This is a genomic window from Mesorhizobium sp. M0761 (assembly GCF_040320205.1).
Taxonomy (GTDB): Bacteria; Pseudomonadota; Alphaproteobacteria; order Rhizobiales; family Rhizobiaceae; genus Mesorhizobium.
Map to the genome: position 1 here is coordinate 420638 of NZ_JAMYPF010000002.1, position 16348 is coordinate 436985.

Below are 16348 nucleotides of genomic sequence, written 5' to 3' on the forward strand. Positions count from 1 at the left end.
GGGAGGATACGATGGCACGTGCAGTCACCACCCAACACAAGGTCATTGCGACAGGCGCCGCCTGGATCGTCGCGCTGCTGATCTTCTTCCCGATCCTCTACACGATCATCACCTCGTTCAAGTCGGAGCAGGAGGCCATCCAGGGCTTCGCGCTGATCCCGTCGGGGACGTTCGAGAGCTATACCGAGGTCCAGGCGCAGAGCGGCTACTTCAAGTTCTTCTTCAACTCGGTGCTGCTCTCGGTCGGCTCGACCATCCTGGCCCTGATAGTCGCGGTTCCGGCCGCCTGGTCGATGGCCTTCTCGCCGGGCAAGTGGACCAAGGACATCCTGATGTGGATGCTCTCGACCAAGATGATGCCGGCGGTTGCCGTGCTGTTCCCGATCTACCTCATCTTCCGCGATGCCGGACTGCTCGACAGCCGCATCGGCCTGATGATCATGCTGATGCTGATCAACCTGCCCATCGTGATCTGGATGCTCTACACCTACTTCCGCGAAATCCCCGGCGAGATCCTGGAAGCGGCACGCATGGACGGCGCCACCTTGTGGGGCGAGATCGTCTATGTGCTGACCCCCATGGCCGTGCCGGGCATCGCATCGACCATGCTGCTCAACATCATCCTGGCGTGGAACGAAGCGTTCTGGACCATCCGCCTGACCACCACCGAGGCAGCGCCGCTGACGGCCTTCATCAGTTCGTTCTCGAGCCCGCAAGGCCTGTTCTGGGCCAAGCTTTCGGCGGCCTCGACGCTGGCCATCGCCCCCATCCTGATCATGGGCTGGTTCAGCCAGAAGCAGCTGGTGCGCGGCCTGACATTCGGCGCGGTAAAATAACGGACGTTGCCTGAAGCAATCCGGCCAAATAACCCCTCGGGGAGGAAACCATGGGAAACATCACGCTCAAGAACGTCTCCAAGCATTTCGGATCGACGGTCATCATTCCAGGCCTCGACCTGGTCATCGAGAATGGCGAGTTCGTCGTCTTCGTCGGGCCGTCGGGTTGCGGCAAGTCCACGTTGCTGCGCCTCATCGCCGGGCTCGAGGACACCAGCGGGGGCACCATCAACATCGATGGCCGTGACGTCACCGGCGAGGCGCCGGCCAAGCGCAAGCTGGCCATGGTATTCCAGTCCTATGCGCTCTATCCGCATATGACGGTGGCCAAGAACATCGGCTTCCCGCTGAAGATGGCGGGCGAAGATGTGGCGACGATCGACAAGAAGGTGAAGGACGCAGCCCGGGTCCTCAACCTCACCAACTATCTCGAACGCCGGCCCGGCCAGCTCTCCGGCGGCCAGCGGCAACGCGTCGCCATCGGCCGCGCCATCGTGCGCCAGCCCTCGGCCTTCCTGTTCGACGAGCCGCTGTCCAACCTCGATGCCGCACTGCGCGGCACCATGCGGCTCGAAATCAGCGAGCTCCACCATCAGCTCAAGACGACGATGGTCTACGTCACCCACGACCAGATCGAAGCCATGACCATGGCCGACAAGATCGTCGTGCTCAACGCCGGCAACATCGAACAGGTCGGCTCGCCGATGGAACTCTACAAGTCGCCGAAGAACCTGTTCGTGGCGGGCTTCATCGGTTCGCCGAAAATGAACCTGATCGAAGGTGCGCCGGCGGCCAAATACAACGCCAAGACCATCGGCATCCGTCCCGAGCATATGGGGATATCGACCACGGCGGGTGACTGGAAAGCCCTTGTCGGCGTCGCCGAGCATCTGGGCTCCGACACCTTCCTGCATGTCCAGGCCGACGGCGTCGGTCCGCTGACGGTACGCGCCGATGGCGAACTGGCCGTACGCCATGGCGACACCATCTATTTGACGCCGGACAAGGTCCGCATGCATCGCTTCGGCCCCGACGGAAAGGCGCTGACGCAGTGAGGCTGAAAGGCAAATCGGCGCTGGTCACCGGATCAGCACGCGGCATCGGCAAGGCCTTCGCCGAAGCTTATGTGCGTGAGGGTGCGACCGTCGCCATTGCCGATATCAATCTGGCGGCTGCCGAAAAGACAGCCGCCGAGATTGGCGCCAACTCCTATCCGGTCAGGCTCGACGTCAGCGACCTTGCTTCGATCCATGCGGCGGTCAATGCGGTTGAAACAAAGACCGGCGGCCTCGACATACTGATCAACAACGCTGCCTTGTTCGACCTGGCGCCGATCGTCGAGATCACCAAAGCAAGCTACGACAAATTGTTCTCCGTCAACGTCGCCGGCACCTTGTTCATGCTGCAGGCAGCGGCGCGTTCGATGATCGCAAGGGGCAAGGGCGGCAAGATCATCAACATCGCCAGCCAGGCAGGACGGCGCGGCGAGCCGCTGGTCGCCGTCTATTGCGCCACCAAGGCCGCGGTGATTTCGCTGACCCAGTCCGCCGGGCTCGACCTGATCAAGCACCGCATCAACGTCAATGGCATCGCGCCCGGCGTCGTCGACAGCGATATGTGGGATGAGGTCGATGCGCTGTTTGCCAAATATGAGAACCGGCCGAAGGGCGAGAAGAAGCGGCTGGTCGGCGAGGGCGTGCCCTATGGCCGCATGGGCAAGCCGGAGGACCTGACCGGCATGGCGGTCTTCCTGGCCAGCGACGACGCCGAATACATCGTCGCCCAGACCTACAATGTCGATGGCGGCCAATGGATGAGTTGATGGGCCGGGATCACGAAGGCCGCAGCCCGGCCAAAAGGGTAAAAAAATGACCGTGAAACTCTCCTCCTCGATCCTCTCGGAACTCCCCGCCAAGGTCGCCGGTCCCAGATATGATCGCTCCAGGCTCAAACCCGGTATCGTCCATTTCGGCGTCGGCAATTTCCATCGCTCGCATCAGGCGGTCTACCTCGACGATCTCTTCAATTCAGGCATCGGCCATGACTGGGCGCTGGTCGGCGCCGGGGTCTTCGAGGGCGAAAAAATCGGCCGTTCCAAGCTGCAGGAGCAGGACTGGCTGACCACCGTGGTCGAGCAGGATTCCGACCATATGAGCGCCCGCGTCACCGGCGTCATGATCGACTTCCTGACGCCCGGCGATGCCGATGCCATCATCGACCAGCTCGCCGATCCGGCGATCAAGATCGTCTCGCTGACCATCACGGAAGGCGGTTATTTCATCGATCCGGCCTCCGGCAAGTTCAACCCGACCCACCCCGACATCGTCGCCGACGCACAGGCAGGCACGACGCCGAAGACGGTGTTCGGCCTCATCCTTGCGGGCCTGATGCGCCGCCGGGCCGACGGCATCGTGCCGTTCACCGTCATGTCCTGCGACAACATCCCTCACAATGGCCATGTCACCTCGGATGGCGTCATCGGCCTCGCCCGGCTGATCGACGAGGATCTGGCAAACTGGGTCAGCGACAATGTCGCCTTTCCCAACGGCATGGTCGACCGCATCACCCCCGCCACCTCCGACCGCGAGCGCGGTATTCTCGCCACCGAGTTCGGCCTCGAGGACAACTGGCCGGTGTTCTGCGAGCCGTTCAAGCAATGGGTGCTGGAGGATCATTTCACCGACGGCCGCCCGCCGCTGGAAAAGGTCGGTGTGCAATTCGTGAGGGATGTCGCGCCCTATGAGCTGATGAAGATCCGCATCCTCAATGGCGGTCATGCCACGATCGCTTATCCCGCAGGGTTGATGGACATCCATTTCGTCCATGAGGCGATGCAGGAGCCGCTGGTGCGCGGCTTCCTCGCCAAGCTCGAGCATGACGAGATCATCCCGACCGTGCCGCCGGTGCCGGACACCGTGCTGGAGGATTATTACCAGCTCATCGAGCACCGCTTTTCCAACCCCAAGATCGGCGACACCATCCGCCGGCTTTGCCTCGACGGTTCCAACCGGCAGCCGAAATTCATCATCCCGACCATCGCCGACCGGCTGAAAGCCGGGAAGAGCGTTGCGGGTCTCGCGCTGGAATCGGCGCTGTGGTGCCGCTATTGCTTCGGCACCACCGACAGCGGCGCCGACATCGAAGCCAACGACCCGAGCTGGGACCGGCTGCAGGCAACCGCCAAGGCGGCGAAGGATGCGCCCGGCGCCTGGCTTGCGATGGAGGACATCTATGGCGATGTCGGCCGCTCGGCGGCGTTCGCCGAGGCCTTTGCCCATGCGCTCAACGTCTTGTGGGCGAATGGCACGCGCGCGACGCTGACGCGCTACATCTCCGGCAAGCTCTGACGCCAGCCGCAATGACGCCCGAACTGGTCATCTTCGACTGTGACGGCGTGCTGGTCGACAGCGAGGCGCTGTCGGTTTCGGCTCTGCTCGGCATGATCTCTGCCGCCGGGGGCTCGGTCAGCGAGGATGCGGCCTACGAGCATTTCCTAGGCAAGAGCATGAAGAGCGTGCGCGAGATACTTCTTCGCGATTTCACCATCGACATCACCGACGTGCATCTGACCGATATGCGCGTCGAGCTGATGCGCAAATTCCGCGAGGAGCTGAAGCCGATTCCCGGCATCAGCGACATCCTGCCGAGGCTGGGCGTGCCCTGCTGCGTCGCTTCCTCCGGCACGCTCGACCGCATTCGCTATGCGCTCGACGTTACCGGCCTGCTCGGCCTGCTCGAGCCCCATCTGTTCAGCGCTGCCATGGTCGCGCGCGGCAAGCCGGCGCCGGATCTTTTTCTCCATGCCGCCGCCGCCATGGGCGCGCATCCCGGTAATTGCATCGTAATCGAGGACAGCCCTGCCGGCATCGCGGCGGCGCGTGCGGCCGGCATGCGCGTCTTTGCTTTCACCGGCGGTTCGCACGCCGGCAACCCGGCCTTGAAAGCGCGGCTTGCGTCGAGTGAACCGGACTTTATATTCGCGGACATGCTGCAATTGCCCGATCTGATTGCAGGCTAGAGCATGATGCCGAAAAGTGTGAAGCGGTTTTCGGACGACATCATGCTCTACTTCTTTGATTTAGAGACGGATTCAGATTTCAGGTCGAACAGACCTGAAATCATCCGGCTCTAGGGAGCGAGAGTAAAAGCATCTTGACGAAAAGCTTCGTTTGCGCGGTCGATGTCGGCACCGGGAGCGCCCGCGCGGGCATTCTCGACACGTCAGGCACCTTGCTCGGCCGCGCCGAGCATCCGATCGTCATGAACCAGCCGCAGGCCGATCACGCCGAGCACAATTCGCAGGATATCTGGTCGGCTGTGTGCATCGCGGTGCGTGCCGCGCGCGAAAAGGCCGGTGTGTCAGCCGACGATATTGTCGGCATGTCGTTCGACGCCACCTGCTCGCTGGTGGTGCTGGACAGGAATGCCGGCCAGCTCAGCGTCTCGGTGACGGGCGAACGGCGCTGGGACACCATCGTCTGGCTCGACCATCGCGCCATCGCCGAGGCAGATGAATGCACCGATAGCGGCCACGCCGTACTCGACTATATCGGTGGCGTCATGTCGCCGGAAATGGCGACGCCGAAGCTGATGTGGCTGAAGCGCAATCTGCCGGGAACTTGGCATGAAGCCGGCTACCTATTCGACCTCACCGATTTCCTGACCTGGAAGGCGACCGGGTCGCTGGCGCGCTCGCAATGCACGCTGACCGCCAAATGGACCTATCTGGCGCATGAGGAAACCGGCTGGCGCCGTGACTTCTTCGACAGGGTCGGGCTTGGCGATCTGTTCGAACACGGCAGCCTGCCGGAGAAGGCAAGCGCTGTCGGCGCAGACATCGGCACGCTCACCCCTGAAGCGGCGGCGGAGTTGGGCTTGAGCGAAAACTGTCGGGTCGGCGCCGGCGTCATCGATGCCTATGCCGGCGCGCTTGGCGTGCTCGGCGGCTTTGCTGGCGACGAGCAGAATATCGGCCGCCATCTGGCATTGATCGCCGGAACCTCGTCCTGCGTCATGGCGATGTCGCCCGACCCGCAGCCTTTCGCCGGCGTCTGGGGTCCATACTATGGCGCCGCACTGCCAAAACTCTGGCTGTCGGAAGGCGGCCAGTCGGCGACCGGTGCGCTGCTCGACCATATCATCCGCTGGCACGGCGCCGGCGGCGAGCCGGACGCGGCCATGCATGCAAAAATCGCCAGGCGCGTCGCCGAACTGCGCAGCACCGAAGGTGACAAGCTGGCGGCAAGGCTGCATGTGCTGCCGGATTTCCATGGCAACCGCTCGCCGCTTGCCGATCCGCATGCGGTCGGCGTGGTCAGCGGGCTGACGCTGGATTCCTCCTTCGACAGCCTGTGCAAGCTGTATTGGCGCACCGCCGTCGGCATCGCGCTCGGCGTGCGCCATGTGCTGGAGGCGCTGAACGAGAACGGCTATCTCATAGACACGCTGCATGTCACCGGCGGCCACACCAAGAACCCGTTGCTGATGGAGCTCTATGCCGACGCCACCGGCTGCGCGGTGATCGAGCCGCTGGCCGACGAAGCCGTTCTGCTCGGCACCGGCATGGTCGCCGCCACCGCGGCCGGTCTGTTCCCGGACCTGAATGCCGCTTGCGTCGCCATGCAGCAAGGCGGCAGAACCCGCGCTTCGAACCCGGCCGCTTCAGGCCGCTTTGACCGCGACTACAAGGTCTTCCTCGAAATGCACCGCCAGCGGCAGGAGCTCGACGCCATCAGCTAGAGCAATTCCAGGAAAAGCGTGAAACGGTTTTCCGTCCGGAATTGCGTACCAAATCTAGGCCTCCTCTCGCCGGCGCAAGGATGCGCCGGTCGCCGCGTCGAACAGATGCACGCTCTCCTCCTCGAATGTGTAGCGCACAGGCGCGCGCAACGCCGGGCATTCGCGGGCCGATACCAATGCGCCGGCCTCCTTGCCGCCGCAGGCGAACGTCACCAGCGCGTCATTGCCATGGAACTCGATGAGGTCGGCGGTGCCTTGCAGAAGATTGATGCTCTGAGCACCGGCGGTCTTCAGGTCCGGCGGTCGGATTCCAAGCACGGCGCGATGGACGCCGCGCAGATCGAAGCCCAGGCCTTCTATGAAGAAGGTCGAGCCGCCGCCTGTCAGCGTCCAGCGTTCGTCCTTCCGCCCGACGGCCACGTCGATGAAATTCATGTTCGGCGTACCGATGAAGCCGGCGACGAACAGATTGCCCGGCTGGCGATAGATCTCGGCCGGCGAGCCGATCTGTTCGATGACGCCATCCCTGAGCAGCACTATCCGGTCGGCCAGCGTCATCGCTTCGAGCTGGTCGTGGGTGACATAGACGGTAGTGGTCTTCAGCGACTGGTGCAGGCGGGCGATTTCGACCCGCATATGGTTGCGAAGTTTGGCGTCGAGATTCGACAGCGGCTCGTCGAACAGGAACACTTTCGGCGTCTTGATCATGGCGCGCGCAATCGCCACGCGCTGCTGCTGGCCGCCGGAAAGTTCGGTCGGCTTGCGGGCGAGGTAAGGTTCGAGGCCGAGCGTCTCTGCCACCGCCTCGACCCGCTTCCGGATCTCGGCCGGGGGCACTTTCTGTCGCTTGAGCCCAAAGGCGATGTTGTCGAAGATCGTCATATGCGGGTAGAGCGCATAGTTCTGGAAAACCATGGCAATGCCGCGCTCGCCGGGCTCGAGATCGTTGACCACTTTGCCGCCGATCGACACTTCGCCGCCGCTGATATCCTCCAGTCCGGCCAGCATCCTGAGCAAGGTCGACTTGCCGCAGCCGGACGGGCCGAGGAATACGACGAATTCGTGCTCCTCGATCGAGAGATTGAGGTCGCGGATGACGGTGGTGGCGCCGTAAGCCTTGTCGACATGGGAGCAAACGATCGCGGACATGGTCAGCCCTTCTCGCCGGTAAGAAGGATTTGCAGCTTGACGTCTTGCGGCTTGCCTTGCGCCGCCCGCTCGAAGGCCTCGATGCTGTCCGAGAAATCATAAGTGCCGGTGATCAGCGGCTTGAGGTCGACCTTCCCCGAGGCGATCAGCTGCAGCGCGCGGTCGAAGATGTTGGCGTAACGGAACACCGTCTCGATGCGCACTTCCTTGGAGATCGCCGCCGGAACGTTGAGAGTGACCGGTTCGACCGGCAGTCCGACCAGCACCACCGCGCCGCCCGGCCGCACGACATCGAACAGGTCGGCGAATGCCTTCGGGCTGCCGCTCGCCTCGAACACGATATCCGCGCCCCAATTGTCGGTCGCGGCGGAGACTGCGTCGACCAGCGATTGCTCACCTATATTGACCGGCACGATGCCGGGATATTGCGCGGCAATCTTGAGCTTGGGTGCGGAAAAATCGGAGATCAGCACCTTCGAGCAGCCGCCGGCCAGCGCCGCCAGCGCGATCATGATGCCGATCGGGCCGCAGCCGACGACGACGGCGACGTCGCCAGGCACGATGCGGGCGCGGCGCGCCGCCTGCATGCCGATGGCAAAGGGTTCGACCATCGCGCCTTCGGCGAAGGTGACATTGTCCGGCAGTCTGTAGGTGAAGGCGGCCGGGTGCACGGCATAGGGCGCCAGCACGCCATGCACAGGCGGCGTCGCCCAGAAGGAGACGTCAGGGTCGACATTGTAGATGCCGAGCCTGGTCGCGCGCGACGACAGGTTCGGCACGCCCGGCTCCATGCAGACGCGGTCGCCGACCTTCAGCGTGCCGACATTGGCGCCGATCTCGACGATCGTTCCCGCGGCTTCGTGGCCGAGCACCATCGGGGCCCGCACGACATAGCTGCCGATGGCGCCATGGGTGTAATAGTGCACGTCGCTGCCGCAGACGCCGACCGTGTGGATGGCGATCTTGACATCGCCCGGTCCGACGTCGAGCGGCAGCGCGATCTCGCGCAGCGACAGTTCGCCTTTTTTCTCAAGCACCAGTGCCCGCATAGGTAAGTCCTCGCATCAAGTCTTTTTTTGCCGGAAAACGGAATTCAGGAAGCCGCTGAGCACGCCGAGGAACAGCAGCGGCGGTAGCGACAACAGCACGACCGAGGCGTTGAGGATTCCCCACGGCACGTTCATGCCTTGCTGTGAAAGTTCGGAAGCGACGATCGGCAATGTCTTGGCGTTGGAACTGGACAGCATCAGCGCGATCAGGAATTCGTTCCACACCAGCACGAAGCTGAAGGCGACGGCGCCGATCAGCGAGCGCGCCGCTACCGGCAGCGCAATGCGCCAGAACACCGAGTAAGCGCCGTAGCCGTCGACGAAAGCGGCTTCCTCGATTTCTTTCGGCACGGCCTGGAAGGCGGGAATGGCGAGCCACATGATCACCGAGATGGTGAGCAGCGAATAGGTGACGATCAGCGCCGGCAAGGTGTCGTAGAGCCCGATCTGCAGCCAGATCACCATCAGCGGAATGGCGACCGCCACCGGGGGCAGGAAGCGCAGCGACAACACGAAGAACTGGATGTCGCCAGCGAAGCGATTGGGATAGCGCGCCACCGCATAGGCTGCCGGAAGGCCGAGCATGACGCCGATCAGCACGGCGACGCCGCAGGAAATGACCGAGTTATAGAGACCGGTCATGACGCTGTCGCGGCCGATGATGTAGCTGATATTGTCGAAGGTCGGGGTAAACACCAGGCGCGGCACGCGGGTGATGATGTCGACATTGTTCTTCAGCGAATTGACCGCCGTCCAGGCGAGCGGAAACACCGCCATGAAGCCGGCGAAGGCTAGGATGATCTTGCCGATGAGGCGGCCCGGTCTCATGCGATACGGCCTCATGCCTGCACCCGCTTCCACAGCATGGTGAAGGTGATGACAGTCGCGATCATCATCAGCACCGCCATGGCCGAGGCATAGGACACCTTGCCGGATTCGATGAAGCCTTGCGAGAAGGCGTACATGTCGAGCGTCTCGGTCGCCACGCCCGGCCCGCCGCGCGTCATCACATAAATCAGGTCGAAGGAGCGCAGCGATTCGATCATCTTGACGAACATCAGGCTGATCAGCGGCGCCTTCAGCATAGGCAAGGTCACATAGGCATGGATCTGCCAGCGTTTGGCGTGGTCGAGCCGCGCCGCTTCGATCGGCTGCGGCGGCAAGGTCTCCAGAAGCTTCAGCACGATGACCGCGAAGAACAGTCCCCACTGCCAGACATCGACCGAGGCGACGGCAAACAGGGCAATCGACGGCTTCGACAGCGGGTCGAAGATCAGCCCGCCGGTGATCAGCCTGTAGGGATAGGTGGCGATGCCGTAGAGCGGATGATAGGCAAACTTCCACACGAAGGCCGCCGAGACACGCGGCAACAGCACCGGGATGATGAACAGCAGGCAGTAGATGTTGCGCAGCCGCGGCGACGCTACTTCGAACATCAGCACGCCGAGCCCGATCGCCACCATCATCGTCGCCACCACGGTGACGATTTCCCACTTCACCGAAACCCAGACCGCGTTGAGGAAACGCCGGTCGGCGAACAGGTCGATGAAGTTCGACAGCCAGACCCAGGAATAGTCCGACGAGCTCAGCTCGCGGTTCTGCAGCGCAATGACGATGGCGTACAGCGTCGGCACCATCGACAGCACCAGAAGAATGGCGAGCGTCGGAACCAGAAACGTCACGGGCAGGGAAGAGCGTCGGCGCATTGCCTATCCTCGGGCTGTGCCTTTTTGGAGAGACCCGCGGCGCACAGGTCCCGGCATCCGGTCGAATGCCGTGGACCGCGCGCCGCGGGCGGGAGGATTACTTCTTCTTCACCAGCTCGTTGGCGTAGGCCTCGAGTTCGTCGAGGCCGCCCTTGACGTCGGTGCGCGTGCCGGTGACCAGCTCTTCCAGGATGATGCCCCAGCGGTCGCCGAGATCCGGCCAGCGCGGATCCTGCCAGAAGTTCACCGCCGTCACCTTGCCGGTATCCGCAAGCGCCTGGCCGAGATCGGCGCCATAGATGTCGGCGAACTCCTTGCTGGACAGCACGCTGGTGCGGTTGAGCTCGCCGAATTGGTGCGCGTCGAGCCGGCGCTTCTCGTTCTCCTTCGACGTCGCCCAGGCGATGAACAGGCCGGCGCATTGCTTCGCGGCGTCATCGGCATTGGCCTTGGCGGCGATGGCGAGGCCGTGGCCGTAGCCGCCGCCGGTCAGTGGCGAGGGCGGCGGCAGGAAGCCGATCTTGCCGACCACTTGCGAGGTCTTCGGGTCGACCGCCATGCCCGACAGCGGCGTCGATTCGACCAAGATGGCAACCTGGCCCGACAGGAAGGCGCCGGTCGATTCATCCCAGCTGCCGGTCTGCGTGCCGGGCGCTGAATCCTTGAACAGTTTAAGATAGGTCTCGGTCGCTTTGACCGCGGCCTCGGAGTTGAAAGCCGGCTTGTCACCGTCGAACCATTTTCCGCCATAGGCCTTGAAGAACGGCATCCAGCGCCAGACATTGGCGCCCGAGCCACGCGCGCCGCGCAGCGCGATGCCGTACATGCCCTTGTCGGGATCGGTCAGCTTCGGCACGTCGGCGATCAACTCGTCCAGCGTCTTCGGCGGCTGGATGCCGGCGGCTTCCAGAATGTCCTTGCGGTAGACCATCAGGTCGCCGCCGCCGGTCAGCGGCGCGAACCACACTTTGCCGTCATAGGTGGCGACCTTCTGCCGGCCCGGGTCGAAATCGGCGTAGTCGTAGTCAGCCGGGTAATAGTCGGTGAGCGGCACGATCCATTTCGACGAGGCGAACAGCGCGACATTGGCTTCGTCGACATAGTAGACGTTGTAGTTGCCGACCGTGGACGCATCGGCGCGCGACTTTGCCCGGCGGTCGTTCTCGTTGAGATAGTCGATCTGGAAGCTGGCGCCGGCCAGTTTCTGGAACTCGTCCTTGGACGCCTCCAGCAGCGTCAGCCCGTCACGCGGTTGCGCCAGCACCTTGACCGGCGCCGAGCAGACCGGCGCCGCCAGCGCCATGGTCGAGAGGGTCGTGGTAAGCATGAAAGCTGCGCTTATGCTCGCAGCAAGCCGAATTGGTTTCATTGATTTTCTCCTCCAGGAACAGTCGCAGGAAGCGGAAGTCTTCGGTTGCGCGATCCTCGCCATCGCCCGAGCGACAAGCCACCCATCGCCAAAATGAGGAGTTGCTAAAGGCCGCGCTAGAAGCCCCGTTGCAGCAGACCTGTACTTTTATGCATTGTGCGCTGCAAAATCCGGCCCGCCTGCACGGGCTCTGTCACATGAGTACCGATGGAGTGAGGAAGGCCGGTTTTCAGGCGCGCATCGTCATCCGCTGCTTCGACAGCTTGCGGTAGGATGACGGCGTCATCCGGTGCTTGCGCAGGAAGGCGCGGTTGAAGTTGGAGATGTTCATGTAGCCGACCTGGAAGCAGATGTCGGTGATCGGAATATCGGTGTCCGCCAGCAGCTTGCAGGCTTGCCAGAGCCGGAGCTTGGCGATGTGGTCGCTGAAACTGTTGCCGGTGTTTTTCTGGAAGAAGCGCGAAAACGTGCTTTCGCTCATCCCCGCCAGCTCCGCCGCCTCCGGCAGCTTCAGATCCTCGGCGAAATGCTGGAAGAGATAGGTCAGCGTGCGCTGGATGATGTCCAGCGAGGTTGCGTCGAGCGCGGGTGAGAAATCCGGCGAGGACAAAAGCTCGTATTCGTCTGTCCTGGCCAGCAGATCGACCAGTTCGAGGAAGAGGCAAAACCGGGCGAGCCCGTGCACCGTGCCCATCCGTTCCATCAGCGCGGCGCCTTCGAGCGCGGCGCGGCCATGGAAGACCAGGCCGCGCAGCGATCGCTCCAGGAACGGTTCCAGTTCGCGCAGCTCCGGCAGCAGTCCCGCCGAGCCGCGCAGCCGCTGCGGATCGAATTGCAGCACGATGTCGCGTCCTTCGATCAGCTCGCCGGGTTGCACCGATGTCACCCAGTCATGCGGCAGCCCGCCGCCGACGATGCTCAGGTAGCCCGGCCCGAATTCGCCGATGTGATCGCCGACCAGCGCGACCCCGGAAGACTTCCTCAGGAGATGGATCTCGTATTCCGGATGAAAATTCCAGACATTGCGCTCCCAGGGATAGTCGTCGAGCCGCCACAGGAAACTGTCGCTCGCCTCGGTGACGATGTGCTCGAAAGCCGGCACCGTGCGAGGGATCGCGGCCGTGTTCTTTCTGCGCCTGAATGCCATCGTCTGCTCTCCGGGGCGTATGAGGAAGCGACTGGTTTCGGGTAATCCGTAGCAGTCTGTTGCCCGCAAGTGAACGATGTCTGCCTCAGCGATTTCAACGCCGGCTCTCGATGATCTCAATGAAGCGGGCGAACAGCCCGGCCTGGGATTTGACGCCGAGTTTGCGATGGATGTTGCGGCGATGGACCTTCACCGTTCCCGGCACGATGCGCATGGCTCTCGCGATCGACTCGGTGGAATGCCCCTGCAGCACCAGATCGACGACATGCTTTTCGCGCGGGGTCAGCGACAGGCTTTCCCAGATGTGGGCGCGGTCGAACTCGTCGACGGCGGCGATCGTCTCGCCCTGCTCCGCTTCGTCCTGCTCCTCGGCCGAAAGTGCGGGCCAGCGCAACCGGGCGAAGTTGATGACCGCCGGCGCCATGTCGCGCAGCAGCCTGGCATCGGCGGTGCCGAAGGGACCCGACGCGTGCAATCGCATCAGCGACAGCACCAGGGCATCCTTGCCGGGCAGCGGCACGAAGAAGCCGACCTCCTCGGCCAGCCTTGTCTGGCTATAGTAGGTGCGAAAATACTCGCTGGCATAGAAGCGGTCGGGCGCCAGTTCGCGCATGCGCCAGAACCCCTCCTTGCGCTCCACCGCCGCGTGATGAAATGGGTCGAGCAGATAAGGTCCTTCCTGATAGAGCGTGACGAAGACATGGCTCTCGGCCGGCGAGAAGGTTTCGAACAGCAGCGGCGGTCGCGATGCGCCGCGATAGCCGAAGATAACGCAGTGGTCGAAGCTGACATGCTGGCTCAGCCAATCGACCATTGCCTGGCCGAACATTTCGCCGCTGGTCTCTCGCGTTGCCGCGACAAGGGCTGCGAGCCGGCTGTATTCGTCGCTGCGGGACGCACTCAACCTATACCCCCTCAAACGAGAAAATAGATCAGATATACCACCAGTGAGGTATATACTAGCCGCCATTGGCTCTGGTAGCGTCCTGGAATAGCCCTGTTGCTGGAGCCAGCACTTTGACCGCAGTGCCCGACATCGAGTTTCGCGGCGTCACCAAGCGCTATGGCGCCGTGACCGCTGTCAGCGGCATCGATCTGGCTGTGCCGCCCTCCGCCTTTGTCGCCCTTCTCGGACCGTCCGGCTGCGGCAAGACCACATGCCTGCGCATGATCGGCGGCTTCGAGCAGCCGAGCGAAGGCCAGGTGTTTATCCGTGGCCGGGACATGGCCGGAACGCCGCCCTATCGTCGGCCGGTCAACATGGTGTTCCAGCAATACGCGCTGTTTCCGCATCTCGATGTCGAAGCCAATGTGTCCTACGGGTTGCGCCAGGCACGGCCGCGCCTGTCGTCGCAGGAAATCGGCCGGCGCGCCGGCGAGGCGCTCGAAATGGTGCGGCTCGCCGGCTATGGCCGCCGCAAGATCCACGAACTCTCCGGCGGCCAGCAGCAGCGCGTCGCGCTGGCGCGCGCACTGGTCAACAAGCCGGCCGTGCTGTTGCTCGACGAGCCGCTGGCAGCGCTCGACAAAAAGCTGCGCACCGACATGCAGATCGAGCTGCAGAACCTGCAGCGCGAGATCGGCATCACCTTCGTGCTGGTCACCCACGACCAGGAGGAGGCGCTGTCGATGAGCGACTTCGTCTGCGTCATGAACGGCGGCCGCATCGTACAGCTCGGGCAACCAAGCGAGATCTATGACGAGCCGGCCGACCTGTTCGTCGCCGACTTCGTCGGCAAGACCAATCTGTTGAGCGGCAAGGTTGCCGGGCATACAGGCGATCTTGTCAATGTGGCGCTGGCGGACGGGACCGTCATTGCCGCGCGCAAACGAACCGCCTTGCAGCAGGGCGAGACCGTTTCTGTTAGCCTGCGTCCTGAATCGCTAAGCCTCGGCGCCACCAAAGGCAGCCCTTTCAAGGGCATCGTACGCAACCGGATCTTCTTGGGCTCGACGGCGGAATACGCCATCGAGGTGCAGGGTATCGGAACGCTGCTGGCCAAGGCCGACCATGTGATCGGCCATGGCAACCTCTTCAAGCCGGGTGAACCCGTCGCCATCGGCTTTGCCTCCGGGACGCCGCTGGCGTTTCCGGAGACCAAGAACAACGGGACCAACCAGAGGGTAGCAAAAAATGTCGAAATCATATCGTGACGGACTGCCGATTAGCCCTGAGAACTTCGTCGACCAGCTGATGCGCCTGAAGCGCGGCTCGATCGGCCGCCGCGACTTCCTCGGCCTCACCGGCCTTGGCATCGCAACCGCGGTGATGGCGCGCGAGCTCGGCATCATGCCGACGCCGGCCTTCGCCGCCGAAAACCTCGGCGACCGCATGTCGATCGCCACCTGGCCGAACTATCACGACCCGCAGACCTTCGAGAATTTCAAGAAGGACACCGGCGTCGCCGTCGAGGTCAACGTGTTCGGCTCCAATGAGGAGATGCTGGCCAAGCTGCAGGCCGGCGCCTCGGGCTGGAGCCTGTTCGTGCCGACCAACTACACGATCTCGACCTACAAGAAACTCGGCATCATCGATCCGCTCGACATGGCCAAGCTGCCGAATTTCGACAGCTCCCAGGAGGACCCGCGCTTCACCTCGGAAGGCACGATCGACGGCACGACCTACGCGGTGCCGAAGAACTGGGGCACCACGGGCTTTGCCGTCAACACCAAGAAGCTGGCCAAGCCGATGACCAGCTGGAAGGAATTCTGGGACGTCGCCATGGCCGAGGGCGATGGCCGCACCATGGTCCACGACTACCAGCTGACCACCATCGGCAACGCGCTGAAATATTACGGCCATTCCTTCAACTCGCTGAAGCAGGACGAGCTCGCCAAGGCCGAGGAGCTGCTGCTCAAGGTCAAGCCGCATCTGTTCGCGGTCTCGTCCGACTACCAGCCGGGAATGCGGGCGGGCGACGCCTGGATGGCCATGTGCTGGACGAATGACGGCGCGCAGTTGCATCGCGATATCCCGGAGATCGCCTACGTGCTGGGCAAGGAGGGCGGGGAAATCTGGACCGATTTCTACGCCATCCCGAAGGACGCGCCGAACAAGCCGGCCGGCTATGCCTTGCTCAATTATCTGATGACCCCGGAGGTTGCTGTGAAGGAGCATCTCGCCAACGGCGCGCCCTCGACCGACGCACGCGTCAACAAGCTGCTGCCCAAGGAAGTGCTCGACAATCCGATCCTTTACCCGGCGGCCGACCTGTTGACACCGCTTGAGTTCGGCGCGGCGGCAACACTGACCGATCCGGGTCGCGCCGAGCTGATGGCGCGCTTCAAGTCGGCTTGAGGCTGGCCTGACGCAAACGGAAACCGGTGGGCCTATGTCCGCCGGCATCGGGGCG

At 63.2% G+C, this 16348-nt stretch carries 15 protein-coding genes; 8 read left to right on the forward strand and 7 right to left on the reverse strand.

Annotation, left to right across the window (positions count from 1 at the left end; all coding sequences use genetic code 11):
- Nucleotides 1–11: 11 nt before the first annotated feature.
- The 6 genes from NKI32_RS05015 (at nt 12) to NKI32_RS05040 (ending at nt 6575) form a co-directional block, all read left to right on the forward strand.
- Nucleotides 12–836 carry a carbohydrate ABC transporter permease gene (locus NKI32_RS05015; protein WP_023671250.1) on the forward strand — a complete coding sequence of 275 codons (825 nt, stop codon included), beginning with the start codon at nt 12–14 and terminating at the stop codon, nt 834–836.
- Between the two features lie 50 nt (nt 837–886).
- On the forward strand, nt 887–1891 hold the full coding sequence (locus NKI32_RS05020; protein ID WP_023689168.1) for an ABC transporter ATP-binding protein: 1005 nt from the start codon (nt 887–889) through the stop codon (nt 1889–1891).
- Complete coding sequence (locus tag NKI32_RS05025) at nt 1888–2658, forward strand: L-iditol 2-dehydrogenase (RefSeq protein ID WP_353002118.1); 771 nt, start codon at nt 1888–1890, stop codon at nt 2656–2658. Before NKI32_RS05020 ends, NKI32_RS05025 begins: the two co-directional genes overlap by 4 nt.
- A 46-nt stretch (nt 2659–2704) precedes the next feature.
- On the forward strand, nt 2705–4183 hold the full coding sequence (locus NKI32_RS05030) for a mannitol dehydrogenase family protein (RefSeq protein ID WP_023714529.1): 1479 nt from the start codon (nt 2705–2707) through the stop codon (nt 4181–4183).
- Nucleotides 4184–4194: 11 nt separating this feature from the next.
- Nucleotides 4195–4854 carry an HAD family hydrolase gene (locus NKI32_RS05035; RefSeq protein WP_023689170.1) on the forward strand — a complete coding sequence of 220 codons (660 nt, stop codon included), beginning with the start codon at nt 4195–4197 and terminating at the stop codon, nt 4852–4854.
- A 134-nt stretch (nt 4855–4988) separates the two neighbouring features.
- Nucleotides 4989–6575: an FGGY-family carbohydrate kinase gene (locus tag NKI32_RS05040; RefSeq protein ID WP_023736918.1), complete on the forward strand. Its 1587-nt coding sequence runs from the start codon at nt 4989–4991 to the stop codon at nt 6573–6575.
- A gap of 54 nt (nt 6576–6629) precedes the next feature.
- Here NKI32_RS05040 and NKI32_RS05045 read toward each other — a convergent pair whose 3' ends face one another.
- The 7 genes from NKI32_RS05045 to NKI32_RS05075 all read right to left on the reverse strand — a co-directional run bounded on the left by NKI32_RS05045 (nt 6630) and on the right by NKI32_RS05075 (nt 13899).
- Nucleotides 6630–7724 (reverse strand): ABC transporter ATP-binding protein, encoded by a 1095-nt coding sequence (locus NKI32_RS05045; protein WP_353002121.1) that lies wholly within the window; start codon nt 7722–7724, stop codon nt 6630–6632.
- A 2-nt stretch (nt 7725–7726) separates the two neighbouring features.
- A complete protein-coding gene (locus tag NKI32_RS05050) occupies nt 7727–8773 on the reverse strand; it encodes an NAD(P)-dependent alcohol dehydrogenase (RefSeq protein ID WP_353002123.1) in 1047 nt (348 codons plus the stop codon).
- 15 nt (nt 8774–8788) lie between these two features.
- Nucleotides 8789–9601: a carbohydrate ABC transporter permease gene (locus NKI32_RS05055; RefSeq protein WP_023671259.1), complete on the reverse strand. Its 813-nt coding sequence runs from the start codon at nt 9599–9601 to the stop codon at nt 8789–8791.
- An 11-nt stretch (nt 9602–9612) separates the two neighbouring features.
- Nucleotides 9613–10479: a carbohydrate ABC transporter permease gene (locus NKI32_RS05060; RefSeq protein WP_023700455.1), complete on the reverse strand. Its 867-nt coding sequence runs from the start codon at nt 10477–10479 to the stop codon at nt 9613–9615.
- A gap of 97 nt (nt 10480–10576) precedes the next feature.
- Nucleotides 10577–11848, reverse strand: a complete 1272-nt coding sequence (locus NKI32_RS05065; RefSeq protein ID WP_023693095.1) for an ABC transporter substrate-binding protein — start codon at nt 11846–11848, stop codon at nt 10577–10579.
- Between the two features lie 229 nt (nt 11849–12077).
- Nucleotides 12078–12995 carry an AraC family transcriptional regulator gene (locus NKI32_RS05070; RefSeq protein ID WP_023819728.1) on the reverse strand — a complete coding sequence of 306 codons (918 nt, stop codon included), beginning with the start codon at nt 12993–12995 and terminating at the stop codon, nt 12078–12080.
- 94 nt (nt 12996–13089) lie between these two features.
- Nucleotides 13090–13899, reverse strand: coding sequence for a helix-turn-helix transcriptional regulator (locus NKI32_RS05075; protein ID WP_353002126.1), 810 nt, complete (start codon nt 13897–13899; stop codon nt 13090–13092).
- Between the two features lie 113 nt (nt 13900–14012).
- Here NKI32_RS05075 and NKI32_RS05080 point away from each other — a divergent pair, with 113 nt between their 5' ends.
- Complete coding sequence (locus NKI32_RS05080) at nt 14013–15149, forward strand: ABC transporter ATP-binding protein (RefSeq protein ID WP_023700452.1); 1137 nt, start codon at nt 14013–14015, stop codon at nt 15147–15149.
- Entirely contained in the window at nt 15130–16293 is a 1164-nt protein-coding gene (locus tag NKI32_RS05085; RefSeq protein WP_353002128.1) for an ABC transporter substrate-binding protein, read from the forward strand. The genes NKI32_RS05080 and NKI32_RS05085 overlap by 20 nt, the downstream gene beginning before the upstream one ends.
- Nucleotides 16294–16348: the final 55 nt, after the last annotated feature.